12 protein-coding genes are annotated in these 17,453 nt (G+C 62.7%); all 12 read right to left on the bottom strand.

The genetic code is table 11. From position 1 onward, the window contains the following. Positions 1 to 52: 52 nt before the first annotated feature. On the bottom strand, positions 53 to 3,016 hold the full coding sequence (locus ACXYX3_RS14245) for an eCIS core domain-containing protein (protein ID WP_458607960.1): 2,964 nt from the start codon (positions 3,014 to 3,016) through the stop codon (positions 53 to 55). A 328-nt stretch (positions 3,017 to 3,344) separates the two neighbouring features. Continuing rightward, positions 3,345 to 3,653 carry a hypothetical protein gene (locus tag ACXYX3_RS14250; protein ID WP_458607961.1) on the bottom strand — a complete coding sequence of 103 codons (309 nt, stop codon included), beginning with the start codon at positions 3,651 to 3,653 and terminating at the stop codon, positions 3,345 to 3,347. Continuing rightward, positions 3,653 to 6,703, bottom strand: coding sequence for a DUF6519 domain-containing protein (locus ACXYX3_RS14255; RefSeq protein ID WP_458607962.1), 3,051 nt, complete (start codon positions 6,701 to 6,703; stop codon positions 3,653 to 3,655). Before ACXYX3_RS14255 ends, ACXYX3_RS14250 begins: the two co-directional genes overlap by 1 nt. A 9-nt stretch (positions 6,704 to 6,712) precedes the next feature. Beyond that, positions 6,713 to 8,728 carry a hypothetical protein gene (locus ACXYX3_RS14260; protein ID WP_458607963.1) on the bottom strand — a complete coding sequence of 672 codons (2,016 nt, stop codon included), beginning with the start codon at positions 8,726 to 8,728 and terminating at the stop codon, positions 6,713 to 6,715. After that, positions 8,725 to 11,175 (bottom strand): putative baseplate assembly protein, encoded by a 2,451-nt coding sequence (locus ACXYX3_RS14265; RefSeq protein ID WP_458607964.1) that lies wholly within the window; start codon positions 11,173 to 11,175, stop codon positions 8,725 to 8,727. The genes ACXYX3_RS14260 and ACXYX3_RS14265 overlap by 4 nt, the downstream gene beginning before the upstream one ends. 116 nt (positions 11,176 to 11,291) lie before the next feature. Then, positions 11,292 to 13,916 carry a putative baseplate assembly protein gene (locus tag ACXYX3_RS14270; protein ID WP_458607965.1) on the bottom strand — a complete coding sequence of 875 codons (2,625 nt, stop codon included), beginning with the start codon at positions 13,914 to 13,916 and terminating at the stop codon, positions 11,292 to 11,294. Further along, positions 13,913 to 14,278: a GPW/gp25 family protein gene (locus tag ACXYX3_RS14275; RefSeq protein ID WP_458607966.1), complete on the bottom strand. Its 366-nt coding sequence runs from the start codon at positions 14,276 to 14,278 to the stop codon at positions 13,913 to 13,915. The genes ACXYX3_RS14270 and ACXYX3_RS14275 overlap by 4 nt, the downstream gene beginning before the upstream one ends. Then, complete coding sequence (locus tag ACXYX3_RS14280; RefSeq protein WP_458607967.1) at positions 14,275 to 14,589, bottom strand: hypothetical protein; 315 nt, start codon at positions 14,587 to 14,589, stop codon at positions 14,275 to 14,277. The genes ACXYX3_RS14275 and ACXYX3_RS14280 overlap by 4 nt, the downstream gene beginning before the upstream one ends. Before the next feature lies 1 nt (position 14,590). After that, complete coding sequence (locus tag ACXYX3_RS14285) at positions 14,591 to 15,136, bottom strand: phage baseplate assembly protein V (RefSeq protein WP_458607968.1); 546 nt, start codon at positions 15,134 to 15,136, stop codon at positions 14,591 to 14,593. Next, entirely contained in the window at positions 15,133 to 16,266 is a 1,134-nt protein-coding gene (locus tag ACXYX3_RS14290; RefSeq protein ID WP_458607969.1) for a hypothetical protein, read from the bottom strand. Before ACXYX3_RS14290 ends, ACXYX3_RS14285 begins: the two co-directional genes overlap by 4 nt. After that, complete coding sequence (locus tag ACXYX3_RS14295; protein ID WP_458607970.1) at positions 16,259 to 16,624, bottom strand: LysM peptidoglycan-binding domain-containing protein; 366 nt, start codon at positions 16,622 to 16,624, stop codon at positions 16,259 to 16,261. The genes ACXYX3_RS14290 and ACXYX3_RS14295 overlap by 8 nt, the downstream gene beginning before the upstream one ends. Continuing rightward, on the bottom strand, positions 16,621 to 17,283 hold the full coding sequence (locus tag ACXYX3_RS14300) for a hypothetical protein (protein WP_458607971.1): 663 nt from the start codon (positions 17,281 to 17,283) through the stop codon (positions 16,621 to 16,623). Before ACXYX3_RS14300 ends, ACXYX3_RS14295 begins: the two co-directional genes overlap by 4 nt. Between the last annotated feature and the right edge of the window lie 170 nt (positions 17,284 to 17,453).

The following is a 17,453-nucleotide window of genomic DNA, read 5'->3' on the forward strand; positions in this document are numbered from 1 at the left end:
CAGCGGAAACCTGCAATTCGTCACTGTGACGTTATGACGAGGGCTCTTCCCCTTAATGTAGTAATTTTGGCGCATTCGTCACCGCACCTGATGGATGCGGCACCACCTCGTGGGCACCGTTTATGAAGAAGACGTTCACGCCGTTCGGATCACCGACGAAGTAGGGCCCGTGCAGCTTCGCTTGGGCGGAGAACCAGCGCAGGCACTGCGGGCACATTGCCTTCGATGAGGCAAATTCCTGTTGGCCGGGGTGTTGCTCCGCTTGGTGCCGCTCGGAGTGCGAGTTCTCGTACGAACCCTCCGAGCCCGGTTTATCAAAGGGATGTGGTTCACTCTCGTGACCGGCCTCGGCACCCGCGATTTGCACCCTTTCGGTATGACGCTCCTTTTCGCCCGCATAACCGCTTGTACTGGGCTCACCACCGGCAGCAGCCGCAATGTTCTTCTTGCTCTCGATATCGGGCAGTCCCGCAAAGGCGTCCGAGGCGCGACCAATGCTCTCCTGATATTCCGGCAGATTGAGGAGAGCCGGGACGTCCAGATGCCGTTTCTTTACAGGGTCACGCTCGACCCGCTGACCAGCCGGGCCTTCCTCGCGGACGCCGATGTCCAGTTCGAGCTGCCTCAGCTTCTGCAGACCCTCCGATGTGGCGGGATCGATGGCTTCGAGACGGTCCATCAGTGCCTCGTCACGAAGAGCCTCGATGCGTTCCTCTAGCTCTGTCACCTTTACGGCCGCAAATTCTTCCACCGAGAGGGACGTCGGCGAAGATTCAGATACCGTGCCGCGGCGATCCATCTGGCTTGGAACGTCTTTGGTAGTGGCCGTCGTTGGTTTCGGTCCGCCCACTTCAATAAGTTCGGGTGAACCCGCAGTCGGCGTCCGCCCGAGATCAATCTCGTTGTGCGTTGTCGACCGCGTTGGCTGCGGACCTCGGTCCAACTCAACGGTCCCCGGGGATACGGGGCCAGGGTCGATCTCATGGTAGGAGGGAAGTATGGCAGGCTGGGGTGCGCTCGTCGTAACAGAAGAGTCGGTTGTAGGCACCAGCGGAGTCTGTGTCTCGGTATCGCCGGTCGACACTGTCCGACCGTCCTTGGTCGCGCCTTCCGGCGGCGCACCGAGCGACGCCTCGTGTTCAACGTGTGGCGCTCGCGGGGCAAGCGGGGTTCCTTGAGTCGCTGCCGCTTGGGCGCCGTGATGCGCGGCCGAGGACAGGGCTCCTGTAACCAAGGCGACTGCGACACCAGCAGGATCTGTGAGCCGTACCCAGGCGTCGTCAACCACCGTTTGCACAGTGACTTTCTGTCCTTTCCAAGTGCGGTAGGCATCTTGCGCCGCTGTTGTAAGTGCTGTGGACTCGGCGTGTAAGAGCAGAGAGTGTACGAGACTGCTGGTAACGCGTGCGGAAAGACTTTCGGTCGCAGGGTTAGCGGCGAGAGCTTCAGCGATACCTCCAGTCAACCGACCGCCATATCTCGCGATAAAGATTTGAACTATTGTGTCCACGAAGAAGGCGCCCCAATCGACTGGGTCGCCCATCGACACCTTGGCCGCAGCCAATGCGAGGTTCTGGGCGATCGGTGCCGCTGCGACGACGGTGTTCGCGGCTGCGACGCTACCTACCTGGTAGCCAGCCACCGTTGTTGTGGCGGCGCCGGCTCCCTCCGCACCGGCCAACGCACCTGCGGCAGCGCCACCGGTAACGATGGCGGCGATGACTGCCAGGGTCAGGGCAGTCACGGCTTCGGTGATCTCTAGGCCGGTGATTGTCATCTCGCCAGCGGAGATTGTTCCCCGGAAGTACGCGCGCCACATTCGATCAGCGGAGAGCATCTGTCGCTCTGCATCGGCAAGTAGCCCTGCAGCGACTTCGAGATTTCCGGCAGCAATAGCGGCGAAGGCAGCCTCGGCGTTCCGGTCGGACCGCGCAATATAGGCCAGCAACGTAGGTCCGGGGTCCTTGACTCGTCCAATCGTCTTGACGATCGGTGCGACGATCCAGCGCTTCCGATCGTTTTCTTGCAACGACTTGTATCCGAATAGGGTCCCGTGGCTTTTCGCTCTGATTTGCTTGAGATGATCTCTTAGCGCAGCTGCGGCGCCATGGCGCACTCGTTCAGCTTGTTCAGCTGTCAGAGTTACCGGCTGGCCATCAACGAAAAATGTGAAGGGACGCGAAGGGTTCCCCGACGGGCTGATCCCGTCGACAGTACGCATCACGGCCGCTAGGGCTGCTGCACCTTCACCGCGCACGGTCGGCAACAAAAGGGCATGGGTGTCTCCTTGCGCAGACCGTTGCTCAAGAATCTCGGCGGTTATCTTCGCAGCCGCGCTGTCCTGACCCAGCTCGGGATTTGTCATTGCACCTTCGTGAAGCCCCTTTACCGTGTCCGACGGCAGGCCCTTCAGCCTGTTCACAATGTCATCGCGGTTGAATTGGTTCAGGAAGAATGCGGCTCTTGAATTGTCCTTACGACGTAACTGCTGGCGAACGCGTACGTCGAGGTAGATGATCTTGGTTTCTTCAGCTATCGGAGACTCCGGACCAACCGCCGGATTACCAAGCGCGCCTTGGTGAATCTCTGCGACCTGTTCGGGACTCCGCTTAAAGGAATCGAGGAAGTAGCGGCGATGCTCCGCGCTCAGTTGGTGCACTAAGCCAGCGACGACTTCCCAACGTGACTGATCGGCCGCGTCGTAGGCCTGCTGGAGCAACGTAGGTGACTCGTTACTCGTTGCGGCCTCGGCCATCTCGCGCTGTATCCAAACCGATCCGCTTGCACTCTGCTGTATGACGTGCCTCAACTCGTGGCTGAGCAAGCGTTGTTCGGCTGGTGTATTGAGCCTAAACTCGTTACTTCCAAGGAAGATATGCGATCCGATGGTGTAGGCGCGAGCGTTGATTGACAACGCGGCCCTTTGCGCGTGGGAATCTTGATGAATTCGAACAGCGCTGAAATCGAATCCAGTCTCCGCCTCGATGGGACGCCGTTGCTCGGCATCAATCTCCACTCCCGACGACTTGAGTGCGTCCGTGACGGCGGCTGGAGCGCGCTCGGCAGTCGGCGATACACGGTGAGGCGCTTGTAGCGGTCTGTTCCACGATCCGTCAGCGGCTCGCTCCGCATCTAGCTCGAACTCGTCTTTTGGCTGACCGATCCTCAACTCGAATGGCTTTACAGCCGTGTGTGCCCCAACTGTCTTCTTGGCTGGGGCTGAATCATGCTGGGCTACGTGCGGTCGCGTCATCGCCAATTCACCCGTCCTGCCCAGGGACCGACCACGTTAGCAACGGACGCCCACATCCCGACTGCGTCATTCATGGTTCAATATCTCAACGTTAAACGGGCTGGTCAATCCAATGCTGAATAGCCACACTGAACTTCTCCTGCCATTTTTCGGCTGCGTTCTGTTCCTCCTCAAGCCGCGCCAGTGTGCGGGTAATTAGTTTCTCCAATTCGGCGTCGGCGTCGGCGAGCGCCCGCACCTCGTCGGCGCCAAGCTGCTCCTTCAGTTCGGCGCGCGTTGCGGTGGCGATGCGATGGATCCGCGCCGCGGTTTCCATGGTGCGCGAAAGTGCCTCGTGCATTTGCCTTTCCGGCGGCGGTTCGCTGCCGCTGCGGGTTGTACTTTCCACTTTTGCCTCCATTACGCGCCGATATTGAGCGGAGTTGGCGGTTGGCCGACGACGTCGGGGTCGGTGTTGACTTGGATCGGTCCGGTCGCGATGTTGCCGAGGACTGCCGCTGAGTCGCCCGCGGTGTTGATGATCGCCGAAGGCTCCCCTCCGAAAAGCCGGTTTCCTTGTACGACAGCCGACTTGGCCCCGAGGAGCGCTACAGTGAGGTGCTCCCGCTTAGGCTGCGAGCAGTGGTTGCTGGTCATGATGAGGTCGCCGTCGATAGTGGCGATGACCACAGGCGATCTTCCCGCACCGCTGAGGGTGTTGCCGTTGACGTGCACCTGACCGATCGCTTCGGGGCTGAAGAACGTAAGTCCGGGCATGATGACCAGTTTCCCGCCCGCAACTTTGGCACCGGTGACACCGAGGATGGGATCGTCGTCGCTGTGCAGTCGCAGCGCGGTCCAGTTGCGGACGATGGGGTCAGGCCCGATGCCGCCAAAGACGTTGTTGTCAGTGACGGAAAGGGTGGTGCGCCACGCCGCGGCCGCGATACCGAAAGCATTGCGTACGTGGTCGGAGTTTCCGATGCGCGACACCGAGTTGGCGGCAACCAGCGCTTTGCCGCAGGCGCGCAACGCGATTCCCACACAGACGAGGGCGGAGTCCTCGAGCGACGCGGCCACTCCGTCGACGATGTTGCCGTTGATGCTGGTGGTCATCGCGCCGGTGACGATGATGCCGCACACCATGGGGTCCGGCGCGGCCGCCGCGATGAGAACTTCCTCCGGGGTGGGCTTGAGCTCACGGATTATGTTGCCGGCGATGGCAACGGTCGTGTTCAAACCTCTGACGGTCACCGCGATTCCGCCGCCAGCACCGTGCACGGTGTTGTCGGCGACGGTAAGGCTGTTGATCGGCGCGGTGACTCGGATGGCGTCACCACTGACGCCGGAGACTGTGTTGGCGAGCACGTGCGCTGTGTCGCCGCTCGTGTCAGGGGGCGACGCTTCGATCACAATGCCGTGTTGCTGAGCTGCTCGCTGGATGGCGGTGATCGTGTTATTGGTGATGCGGACGTTGGGGCCGGCGACGATTGCGGTTCCTGCGGCCTCGATGGTGTTACCGCTGATGTCGATCGTCCGCTCGATCCGGAGATCCCCTGGCGGCGCGACTAGCCCATTGGCGATTACAGCGATTTCGCTGCAGCCGGTTATGGTGTTGTCTGCGATCAAGGTTGTGCCGTCATGCACCAGGACTGCATCGCGCTCAATGCTGAGATCGATCGCCCGCAGACGGCAGTCAAAGTTATTGTCGCGGATGGTCAGGCCCCGGGTGAGCAGCGGGTCGGGATCGGTAACGGTCAAGCCGAAGGTGTGTGCGCTAATTTGACAATGGCTGATTTCGGGCCGATCGTGCCGTCCGCGCATCGCGATAGCTGAGGCCTCTACGCTGGTGACGCGCAATCGAGTGAGGCGACATTCCTCGGTTCTTTCGTGAAAGACGATGGTCGCGGCACCAGCATGGGTGGTGACGGCGAAGTCCTCAAGAACAATATCCCGGCACGCGATCAAGATGATCGCGGTGTCCCCGCAGTGCACCTCGCTCTGGGCTCCGCATCCGCGAATCCGGATCGACGAGGTGTCGACGACGCGCAGCGGCTCGCCGAGGTTGTAGGTGCCCGGGCACAGAGTCATGTTGCCGCCACCGCTTCGGGCAAGCTGATCGACAGCATCCTGCAACGTGAAAGATCCGTCATTGTGCCGGTTGGGCGTCACGCAAATCTGGCACGCGCAGCCTTCCCCGCCAGCGGGTTGGTCCCATGTTGGGCGGCAATCGGTGACCGTGCCGGGCAGCGTGATCATGGCCAGCCGCGTGAAGTGGTGATGAATGCCTCGCGGCGGCGATTTGTCCAGCTTTTCCCACGATTCCTCAGGGCTCGGGGCGGCTGATCGGGCGGTGAATACCCAATAGTCGCCCGCGCGGGGTGCGCCGGCGGCCTCGAAGCTGAACGTCACCTGAAGCCCGTGCTCCAATGTTTGTGGGACTCCCGGGGTGATCGTTGCCAGGCCCGAATCCCATTTCCGCACCCGCAGATGGCGCTCGTCGGCAGTCGCCGCATCGGCCAACGCAGCCGGTAGCGGCGTGGCGAACGTGATGGTCCTGGTGTCTTCGTGGACAGTGACCTGCCGCATCTCCCCCACAGCGTGGGACAGTTCCAGATCGTCGTCGATGATTTCGACCCAGTTCTGGTCGGCGATGCGCAACACCTCGTCGCGACCGAGGGTCTGCAGCCGCAACTCGCTCGCCGACACCACCTCGCTGACGACGCTGCCAACCGTGGCGTTGTCTCGAGACCACTTGAATTCGGTGTCAGAGTGCAACTCGACGCGGTAAAGCTGGTTTTCCAGTCCTCGATAGCCGCCGCCGGGCGGGATCACACATGGGTCGTCAACGGGAGCGATCGCGATCGTCGAGGTGGTCAGACGCGCCGAAGAGGGCACCAACAACTCATCCCACTTGGTGATCGCGGCGTCGCACCCAGCCGCGGCAGCCAATCCCATTGTTCGTACTTGCCAGGCGGTTTGCGTGCGGGTGGTGGTGTCCACCCCGACGGCGCACTCGACGAGGTCGGGCGTGTTGAGGTAAGTCAGTTCACGCTCCCACACATCGAGGTACACCAGAAAGCTGCCGTTTGCGGGTAGCCGACCCTCCAGAGTGGGCCAAAATTGTTGGTCTTCGTAGTTGACGGGGTCTGATCCATTGAGTTCGGCCAGCAGCGGTTCGAACTCCCTAGCTTCGCCATGATTTTCGGCAAGCAGGCCATCGACATACATGCGGCCGGCGCCAATGGACATGACTCCCCCGGCCAGCGTGATCTTGAATGCGTCAGGGGTGAGCCGCGACACCACGGCAGGGTTCGGCTGCAGATCGGCCACCTGCGCACGCAGCCTGCGGTCGGTGATCGCGGTGTATTCGTTGAAATCGGCATCCAGCCACATCCGCCCTTGCTGGCAACCGACATTGCTGTGGTTACGTATCGGGTCGAATCGGACCTTGCTGAGGTCTGCACTCATTGCTCCTCCTCAAGTCGCATATAACACACCTGCTTCTAAGCCAAATCGCAGATACTCCTCCAGTCGTACCTGCAGATTTGATTCGCGCAGCGGCGCGAACAGCCTGTTGCCTGCGCCCATTTCGCTGCCATTGTCGGCACCTCGGCGCACCGCGTCGACGGTCCCGGCGCACAACTGGCAGTAGCCGGGATCACCGAAGCGCAGGCTGGTGAACTCGGGGCGAACCGATGATCCGCCCGGCTTGCAGCGATAGCATCGCGGTGTGCGGGAGTAGTCGGGCAGGTAGGAGAATCGGATGCAGCCTTCTTGCCGGCGTTGGGCGGTTACTGCGCCCAGGATGATGCAATTGGAAATCTCCTGCACCTCAACGGTGTTCACCTTTCCGATGACGGTGCACTGTTTGAGGGTCAAGGCAGCGCCGTACGACGCGGGATCACCGACGCTGCCGTAGTAAGCATTCGCTTCGGCGCCCGAAGCGTCGATGACACTGTCAGTCACCGTGACGCTGGCTCCGGGCACCGCCACGATCGGCCCGAGTACACATCGGTTGATCTGAACATCGGCAAATACGTCCGATACCACGATGCTAGGCGAGTCCGGTTGTACAGCTTCATTTTTCGATGTTCGAGAAAGACCCGGCACCAGGGTGCAGTCGTTGAGCACCAGTGTGTGCACTTCCTGGTCGACGGAGGCCCCGATGACGACCGGCCCGCCAGCGATGAGTAGACCATCCAACGTCACGGTGCCGTTCGCATCAGGAGTGACGGTGAGTGGCTGCTCGATTTCGAGTAGAGGTCGGCATTGGTCTGCCGCGCGCAGCACCACTTCCTTGCCTGGCTCGGCCGATACCGCCACGTTCTGTACGTAGCGCCAACTGTCGGTGATTTCCACCGCGCCACCTCCGGTGATTTGGTCTAGCGGCACCAGCAGATCGTCGCCGTCGGCCACCTCGATGACGGGACCGTCGAGGCTAATTGCGGTATCGCGGCGATATCCGCCGCCACCGATCATCAACGCGTCGCCGTAATGAAAATGACCGGTTGGGATTTCCCCTTCTGGCACAGGATCAGCGAAATACGCCCTGCCGAGCACCGGGTCGATCACCACACCGCTGCCAGCGGACGGTGCGTGGGCCCAGTCGCCCGTGATATCCGACAGATCACAAATCTTGACCGCCGCGAAGACCGGCTCGGCCATCGTCCCCACCGACAAGGTAGCGCCCTGACCGTAATATTTCCCGAGGTGTGCGGCCAGCCAGCGCCGGGACAGCGGTATCGGCACATCGAAGCGCTCGGCGATGTGAGTGATCTCGTCCTCTGTGCGAGCCCGGCCGAACAGAGGTGCGTCGATGCCCAGCGGATGGAACCTGAACCGCTGCCGCGAGCCTCCATCCGGAACCAGTGGCGCCCGATCAACCGTGAGCGCCTTGATTCGCCACAGGAAGATCCCCACGTTGCGAATGTTGTAGCGGCCTGCGCCCGTGGCGATGCGGCGCACATCGACCACATGCGCCAGATCATCGAATGCTCCGCCGACTCCCTCCAGCCGCAGTGGATGGCGCAATTCGGCAATCGCACCTCTGCCCGGCCGCAAATGGTTCATGTACTGCGTTGCGGCCAACAGCTCGAAGAATTCCACCGCTCGTGCCGGGCACCCGGTGACATCTGCGGCGAGCTGCTCGAGCATCGCCGCGGTGCCCTTGCGGCGACGGTAGGCGATCGTATTAGCCACCTCGGCTCGCGGCGCGCTGATCTCGGGCGGCCCCTGCAGCGGTCGGTAGCCGATGAGGTCTCCGATGTAGGGCAGCGCCCAGTCTTCCGCTGTCTCGGCGAACAGGTTGTCGTAGAAGTGATCCTGGCCTTCCTCGAGCACATCGATTTCGGTAGCGATGACCTTCACGGCCTGAAGCAGTGCGCCCCCCGTCTCGTCGTCGCGGACCCGATACGTCCGCGGCAGCAACGACCAGATCCGCTCGACGGTGGATTCGCGCGCACGGTTCAGGCTGGCTTCCTGCTGAGCGGTCACGTCATCTCCGTCAAGGAATCGAGAGGGTTGGCGGCCAGTACCAGCAGTTCGGCGCCCGTTACGGCCTGGGCGGTGACGCCCGGGGCATCGGCCCGCAGCCGCACGTTGTCGGACTTGCCGGGCTGATCTTGCCGACTGAGCCGGTCGAGGTCGACGGCGACCACCCCGGGTACAGCTTGGATGGTGGCAATGACCGCTGAGGCCGCTATCGGTTGAGTGAGCTCCCGCATGGGAAACCCGAAAGCGTCAGTGAGCCGATCGGCGACGGCACGGCGGACCTTGTCGGCCTGATAATCGGGGTGACGCCGCACCCGCGCCTTCACAACGAAACCGATTTCGCGGTGCCGCACCACTACGACCGGCACCAGCGGGTCGCCATGACTGCGCAACGCGGCCGTGAGAAGCGCCCGCTTCGCGTCGGAAACCTCATCTGCGTTGTCGGCTGCAACGGTGACGACGATCGTGCGCACACCTGCGATGCTCAGAACCATGACATGGCTCTTGGCGATCCCGGCATAGTTGCGGGCGAAATCGGCGTAATCGCTAAGCGATACCGCCCGATCGAGTGTGCGAGTCGAGATCTGCACACCCTGGCGGGCATAGTCGGCCGGATCAGGATCGGCACCGCCGGCAGCCGGACCGGGGTTGGTCACTCCGGTCACCCCGAGCGGCGGGCTTCCGAGTTGGGTCAATGCGCCCGGACCCAAATTCCCCCCTACGCCAAGGCCTTTGCGGTAAGTGGCGCGCACATTGTGTTGCCCCGTGGTTAGCCGCGCGCCGCGGACACCGTCACCGCCGAGTACCTCGAATACTCCCGCCGGATTGGCCGCCGTAACGAATTCCTGCTCCCGCGGCCCGGCCCCGTACAACGTCGGACTTTCGTGCCAGGCAATATCGTTGACCCGCACCTGAAGTGTCGAGGAGGCGCCCGACGCCTCGTCGGACGGAACGTAGGTCAACGGTGTGTGTTTGAGTTCGAACCGCTGGAAGGGAGTGGCGGCGTCGCCGTCGCCGAGGATCTGATGCACGGTCTCCCCGTGGGTGGCCGCCACGACGTTGCCGAAAATCCCGATGTCAGATGGCTTGTAGCGGACAACCTGCTTCAAAGCGTCGGTCAGGGTGACCCGTGTGTTGTCACCTTGCTTCGTTACAGCGGCGACGGTAGCTACCTCGACAACTCCGGTCGGGTTACCGGAAGGATCGAGTGCTGCGACCAACAATGTCCGACCCGGCGGTAATCCGGATACATCGCCGGCGATGACCATTTCGGCGCCCCGCACCGTTGACGCCGCCGGCAGCGGTTCACCGCTCAACGACAACGGTTCTTCGATCACGGTCACGGTGGTTTCACGCACCTTCTCGCGGAAAAACGTCTTCCAATCACTGAAGCTGCCGCTGAGTGCGAGCCTGGTCACCTTGCCTGAGACCGAGAACTCGGCTCGAGACAACTCCTGGAGACCCGTCACGGTGAACTTCCGGTGCACTGAACCGGCGCTCAGGACCACCGACTTGCCCACGATGTCGGGGTGGGGGCCATCCAAATCGATCGCCATCGCACCCGGAGTCGACACTTCGGTGATGAGGAAATCCGGCCAATCAGGACTCACTTTCGTCACCAAAGCGAACGTCCACACTCCCCCCGGATAATTCTTCTTGAACTCGGAGGACATTGCTTTCCACATCGGGGCGTTGTAACCGAAGACATTGAGCCGCTTACGGACAACGTGAGCCGTGAGCGGCGCAGCGGCGGTCAGCCCGTCGCGCCAGGCCACTCGGACGCGTTCCCGCTTCGGCTCTGCTTCAACAGTCTCCACCGAGCGGAACTCGACCGCCCCCGCCTCGTTCGTGAATAGCAAGATGTCACCACGTTTGAGGCTGTTGGCGACTGCCGCCAGGGACGTGTTGTCGCGCGGAGCGCTGACAAAAATTTGGGTTTGCCCTGCGATCTTTCCGAACGCCACGTTCCTCCCGAGTACAGGTTGTCGGGTGGCGACAGGTTTCATCAAGTTCCATTGCGGGCGTGCCTCGACTACCCCAGATGTTTCAAAAACCTGTTGCTGTTCACCGGGTCCCGGCACACTGCGCACCGCGGTCCCGGCCGGAATGGTGATCGCGGCCGGCATCCGGATCTTGCGGAACGGTCCGGCCGCCTGCTCGACCTCGACCGTCGGGGGCGGTTCCACGTAGAACGCAAGATGAGTCGCCGCTGCCACCCCGGGACGAGCCCGGTAGGCCACCAGCTTGCCCAGTTCGACGACTGACGATCGGTCGATGGCCGTGCGCACATACGCCTCGTTGATGAGGCGCTCGTTGTAGAAGGTGATGATGTCGGCCATGCAGGCAGCGGCATCAAGTAGCGCTATTGTGAAATCGTCGTCGGCCCTGGTGGTGAGGCGGGCCAGAGCGGGCCGGTCACCAGCGGTCAGCCCGGCACGCAGGCTCGCCACGAACTGGGTGTAATCCCCTATCCGATTGGCCACCGCAGGTAGGCCTGGACGGTTCTGCACCGGTTGTGGGGTGCTGGGGTGTACACCGATGCAGCAGTCACATGTACAGTCTCGGCTCACTTCCCGCCTCCCAACGTCAGCTCAAGTACCCCGTTCTCGGGGAAGTTGGGATTGTTGTCCAACCGCGCGATCTCCAGCCGGCCCATCGTGAGCACGCCGGAATCCAACCCGCTGATCGGGGTGTCCTGTTGGCGGCGGAAGGTTTTGACGGTAACCGAGGCGATGCCGGGCACCCCATGCACAGCGGCATAAATGGCGCTGAGGTAGACCGGTTGCGCGAACGTCAGGTTGTCCGGGTCGAAGAGCCGTCCAACCGCAGCCAGCACCTCGCCGCGAACCTCCGAGCGCTGGTGGGCATTGGCGACACACACGTGCATGCTGATCTCCAACGGCACGTAGTGCGGCCGGTCGATTTCCAGGTCGTAGCCGGCGAGCCTGAACTTTTCCAGATCGCGGCGCAGATCGCGCTCGAAAGCGACATCGACGTCTGTGCCGCCGGCGGGGTCGACGGTCAGAAACACGGTGTGCCAGCTGCCCGTCCAGCGCCAGGTCGCCGCTGCACGCTGTACCCGCGGGCTGCGGCCTGCCACTTCTTGCCAATCGCTGGGCGTCACCGCTCGCTGCTGCACCCGGTAGGCCTGTGGGGCGTCGCGGCGGATCTCGTCGGCGGTTTCCGGCTCAGCACCACCGCCAGCCGGCAGAGGGTTGCTGACCGTGTTCACCACGCCGGTGTCGGCGATGTGTACCAGAGTATTTGCGCCGACGTTGCCGGCATTCCCGTTGCCAACCCGGTATACCGCCGTGAACTCGGTGCCGTCTTTCGGTTCGTTGAGCCGAAGAAATACTGTGCCATCGTGTTCGGTTTCGACCACGAACAACCGGTCAGCCGGCCCGCTGCCGAGCAGGTCGCGCTCCTGACGCCAGGTTGCCGTACCGTCGTCCAACCTTATTGACGGGTGTGCGTCGCGGGGGGCCGCCGCGGTCACCGCGCAGGCCGGAATCGGACGCCCCAGCAGCAAGAGCTTTCCGTCCGAGTCGATCTGGATACGCAGCACGGTGTCACCATCGCTGACAGACCAGTCGCTGCCGGAGCCGCGGAACACTGGCGGGTAGGAAAACTGCACACCATAGCCAAACAGCCAGTCACTGAGCTCTTCCGGTTTGCCATTGGTCAACGAGTCGATCACCGCCGCGATCGGTTTAGTGCGATCGAGCTCGGGCGCGCCGACGTTCACCGACCGGGTCAGCGGTCCACGGCTGAGGTGGGGACGATACCGCGTCGGAAGCGCCCTCGGCTCGGATCTCGGTGCGCAATGTGTGGAATCAGGAGGGTAGAACAGATGAGCGGGTGCAACGGTGCCGAGCGGCTCCGGAGAGTCGACGGTGCGCCCGTGGTCGGCGACCACGATATTGCCCCACGCCACGCTGACCGGCTGTCCGGCTGCGGCGGGGGCGCTGAGGCACAACGAGAACGGCAGTCGATCGGCCGCGTCCCAGGTGATCTCGGTGACGTTGACCGCGTTATTGGTCGATGGGTCGTCGAACTTGCCGCCGCACGGGTCCTCGGCGTCGCCGACCTGGGTAAGGCGCACCGCCCAAACGTGCGCCGGGTCGCGGTCGGCGGCTTCTCCGGTTGTGGGGCTGACAATCTCCGCGAAGATGAGCAGGTCTCCGGCTCGCAGATCGGGGTGTGCCCCGCGCAGTGTCGCCGAGGTGCTGCCCTTGGGGACGCAGCAGTCGTCGTCACCCCATGTGTAGAAGGAGAACAGGTTGTGGTCGGCGTACAGCGTGTTCGTCTCCACCGTCTCGAAGACTGTGGCGCCGGCGTCTACCGCGATCTTCTCCTGGACCGCTGTAAGGGAACCCGGCAGCCCATCGATCTTGCTGTACACCTTGGTACTTGCCGGAAGTGTGGCGCTGTCGGCGGACGTGGTGCAGCGCAGGAGCACTCGCGCCGAGCAGCCGTCGTGGACGGGGTAGTCGACCAGCCGCGCGTGTCGTCGCAGTGAGACGCGAGAGCGGGCGGACTCCAGGTATGCCTCGGTTGCAATGGCATCCTGCCGGTAGCTCAACCGGTCGCCCTCATAGGCCAATATCTCGACCAGCATCACACCCAAGTCGGCGGGGCTGCGTTCCCGCCAATCGGGAGCGATCAAGCTCATCCGATCCAGCAACGTTCGCCGTAGACTTGCGTAATCCTTGGCCAGGTAATCGATTTGAGGTACCGCAGCGGTCGGTGGTGGACACTCGTAAGAGTCCCGGCAGTCGAGTTTGGCCTCGCAGTCGATCTTGAAGGAGAACTCGATGTCCGCCAATACCGGGTCGAAGTCTGCCGGGGCGGCGTCGATATGCAAGGTGTAGGGCGAATAGTCGCCCGCGGCGTTGGTGCGCACGACCAATACATGGTCGGGTTCGTCCAGATCCGCGACGAGAGCCGGGTCCTCACCAGCGGGGAGAGCGTCTGCCGCCGCTACCCACCGCACGTGGATGTCTTTAATGCGTTGCCCACCAGAGATTTTGACTTGCTCGGTGTTGATTCCGCCAGCCGGTCTGAGCAACCGCACCAAAAGGGTGCGCTGCGGGGGGCCCACACGGGCGACTTCGAGGTCCTCGATGCCGTTGACAGTGCCTGCCAGTTTGATCACCTGCAGTCGGCGTTCTTGGCAACAGACGTAGGTCATACTGGCGCTCCGCTCGCGGTGAACTGGTCGGTGCGGCGTTGCTGGGTACGGTTGACGATGTAGTCGACGGTCACCTGTAGCGACCCGTCAGAGTCGATGACGTCAACCGTTTCCACGGTGATCAGGTGCGCCAGCCACTGCCGCAGGGAGCCTTCCACCAGGAATTGTGTTGCGGTGGCGAGGTCGGCACTATTGGGTTCAAACGTGAGTGCCAGCAGGCCCGAACCGAAGTCGGGCCTCATCACCCGCTCGCCGGGCGCGGTGAAGAGCACCTGGCTGATCAGATCGCGCAGATGGGTGGCGTCATCGACACTGGCGGTGCGTCCGGTGTCGTCAAATCCGAAGGGATAAGCGATGTTCACGTCGCCACCACCCGGGGTTGAACACTGACGGGCAGCATCGGCATCCCGGTCGACGCACACACTGACGCGCCGGCCTGCACCGCCACCGGCACCCCCAGCGACATGACCCGTGCCGCCCCGCTCACCCACTGCCCGGCAGCGCAGAACACCCCGCTGGGCGTCAACGAGCAGCCCGCAACTGCATACGGCGAGGCGATGGTGACGACGGGTTGGGCGCTGACGCTCACTCGCGGACTGGGGGCAAGCGCGGTCGCCACACCGCCATGCGAGCACAGCACTACCGCCCCGAGATGCACGACAGGCCCAGGCATGTCACGACACCGTCAGCGCGCCGACGTTGATATCTACCGGAAAGCCCACCACGCTCATCCCCGAGCCGACCATGTTTATCATGGCGCCCTTGCCGTTTCCGATGGAAATGCCCGCGTCGGTGACTGAGATCATGGGGATACCTCGGCAAAAGATGGTGACCCCACCGATGCCGGGCGCGTCGTTGACTACCACCCCATTGAGCAGTGTCGTCTGCATGGTGATGCCCGACATGGCGGGCGGCACCGCCTTAGCCAAGACCGGGGTTTCGGCCATCACCCCCCAGTAGCCGCCCACCCAGATCGGGTGGTCGGGGTTGCCCTGCTCGAATTCCACCCACACTCCGGCGCCCATCGCCGGCACCGAGAACACCCCCGTGTTGATGCCAGAGATCGGCAGACACGGCATCGCCCAGCTACTCGGCGCCACCGCGGAGACATCCGGCACCATCACTTGGATGCGTCCGATCTGTAGAGGGTCGACGTTGTTGACGACTTGGGCGCGGTATTTGCCGTAGTACTTCTTGTGGCTTGCGACTGCGGGACTCATGTGGGCACCTTTGGCAGTGTGGACAGCAGCCCGTTGCGGGCCAGGGTGAACGATTGCTTGTATTCGCCTCGTTTGATGGTGTGATCCACCGAAGCCACGTAAAACAGCCCGTCGAACGGTTCCCCGGCACCACGCACACCGACCAGGCCGCGAGATTTGAGAATGCCTCCGTAGCGAGCCACGTCAAGACTCCCCTGGCCGAATACGGAATCAGAATGCTGTGCGGCGTATGCCATCCCGCGCATCAATGCCACCCACGGCTTGAGCTTGGCCTCCTCGTCGAGGAATGTGATCTTCGGCGGGATCGGTGGCACCAGCCCCAGCGGCGGGTTCATCGGTGTCATATCAGGGATCGGGATCGGCAATGGAACCTTTGACATCTGCTCTTGGATAAAGACAACAGGCAACTCTTTTCGTTCCTTGTCGAACGAGAACGACAGGCTCTCCACGTTGCGGTGCGGTGTGTCCAGATCCAGATTCAACGCGGACTGCGGCGCCCCAATGCGGATTTCGGGTCCCCAGTAGGCCTTACTCACACCGGGAGTTGGCCCAGAGTCGAGATAGAAGACATAACCCACCTCAGAGGCGAGCTGCTTGACATAGGAATAGTCAGTACCCTGATGGCGCGGAATGGATTCGACGGGGATCGGCAGATCCTCGATGACGCTGGGCACCACCAGCGGTACGACGCCGAACGCCGCGTACTTCGCCAATACCGCCAACACCCGCACCGACGGGGGCATCGCCGGGTAGGGAATGCCGGTGAATTCGATTACATCCATCAACGCCGACAGGTCCTTGCCTTTGACCACCAGTGACGGCTCACCCTTACCCGAGTCGCGCACCTCATGATTGGTCATCACACCGTCCATCAGCACCTCGGACTGGCCCCGGATGCTGACCACGATGACCACCCGCATGATCGGGATGGTGCCGCCGCCGCTGAGCAAGAATAGCGTGTACAACGGCGAGCGTCTGGAAAGCCGAAACACCAACTCGAAACCGCTTTGCGTCTCACCCGATCCCACGTGCACGTTGAGCGAATCCACCGCGTCGATCACCTCGCGGCCCACCGGGGCCGGCACTAGAGGGCCAATCAGAAGCGACAGCCGTACGCCGCCGTCAAGCATGACCGACCCCCGGCATGCCTTGCTCGGCGGCGATCCGCAACCATCGGCCGACCGTGGCGGTGAGCTCGTCGGGGTGGGTGGCCACATTGGCATCTGCAATGCGCCACCACAGTTCAGGGTCACCCAGGTAACGCGCGGCCAAGAGATCGAGGCGATCCCCGCCGACGACGGCATGTTCACCGAGCGCACCGAGCCGCTCCGGATGCGGCAGCAGCCGGAGCGCGAGATACGCCACCGGCGGTCCACCGTCGCCACGATCCAGCGTCCGAGTGGGTGTGCCGGCATATCTACTGTTGGGTGGAAAACTGTTGGCGGGCAGAGCACCTGCAGCCACCAGGGCCGCCACCGGATCGGTCATGATGGCAGCCCTTCCAGTCCTAACGCAGACAAACCAGCCGAACCAGCCTTGGTAGCCAGGGACTCTTTGCCACGCAAATAGTTCATGAACAGGCCGCCGCCCCGATGGGCAAAACCGAGATCATCGACCGACAGCACCCGCAGACCAAGACTGACCTTCGCCCTCAGCGGGTTGAGCGCCGGATCGAAAGCTTCCTCGGTGACCGACAGTTCGGTCACAAGCACTGGCACGATTCGATTGCGGGACCACACGAAGAGCGACAAGGGTGATTCGAGGGGCAATACCTCGAGCATCCCGGCGGCAGCGAGCTTGTCGTTCGCGGCTAGCGCCGCTGCTTGCGGATAGGCCAAGGCCTCCAGCACGGCCAGCTGGGGGCTGACCCCATGCCGAACGATGTCAGGATTCTGGTCGGCCAGTTCGAGCTGGTCGGTCGCATCGACGACGGCCTCCAGCTTGATTGTCTCTACCGCTACTCCTTTCAGCCGCAACGCCGCCGAGTGGTCGCTGCTCTCCCCCGCAGCCGCCTTGATTTGCAGCGACCGAGTAAGTGATTCCGGGTTATACTGCAGCGGAATGACTTTGAGTAACGAGCCGGTCGTCGGATCTACCAGCACAATGCCGCCCTTGATCAGCCGCGGCGACCCTGGGAATGCGCTCATGAGCTTCGCCTCGATGACGGCGGCTGATTAGCGGGCTGAGGCCGACTGCCCGCCGACCCGTGGTTGTCGGATACGAGGCTGCCCCATACCGATTGGGCCACAGCGCCGCCTGATAGTCCGGGCATAGCAAGCTGGTTGCCCTTCAGATGAATCGCGGCACCCGAGGTATA

This window comes from Mycobacterium sp. Panama NTM2, assembly GCF_054355555.1.

What these genes read in the sequence shown, in the direction of transcription:
- ACXYX3_RS14250 (WP_458607961.1), bottom strand. Translation starts at nt 3,653, where the DNA reads ATGGAGGCAAAAGTGGAAAGTACAACCCGCAGCGGCAGCGAACCGCCG.
- ACXYX3_RS14255 (WP_458607962.1), bottom strand. Translation starts at nt 6,703, where the DNA reads ATGAGTGCAGACCTCAGCAAGGTCCGATTCGACCCGATACGTAACCAC.
- ACXYX3_RS14270 (WP_458607965.1), bottom strand. Translation starts at nt 13,916, where the DNA reads ATGACCTACGTCTGTTGCCAAGAACGCCGACTGCAGGTGATCAAACTG.
- ACXYX3_RS14280 (WP_458607967.1), bottom strand. Translation starts at nt 14,589, where the DNA reads ATGCCTGGGCCTGTCGTGCATCTCGGGGCGGTAGTGCTGTGCTCGCAT.
- ACXYX3_RS14285 (WP_458607968.1), bottom strand. Translation starts at nt 15,136, where the DNA reads ATGAGTCCCGCAGTCGCAAGCCACAAGAAGTACTACGGCAAATACCGC.
- ACXYX3_RS14290 (WP_458607969.1), bottom strand. Translation starts at nt 16,266, where the DNA reads ATGCTTGACGGCGGCGTACGGCTGTCGCTTCTGATTGGCCCTCTAGTG.
- ACXYX3_RS14295 (WP_458607970.1), bottom strand. Translation starts at nt 16,624, where the DNA reads ATGACCGATCCGGTGGCGGCCCTGGTGGCTGCAGGTGCTCTGCCCGCC.
- ACXYX3_RS14300 (WP_458607971.1), bottom strand. Translation starts at nt 17,283, where the DNA reads ATGAGCGCATTCCCAGGGTCGCCGCGGCTGATCAAGGGCGGCATTGTG.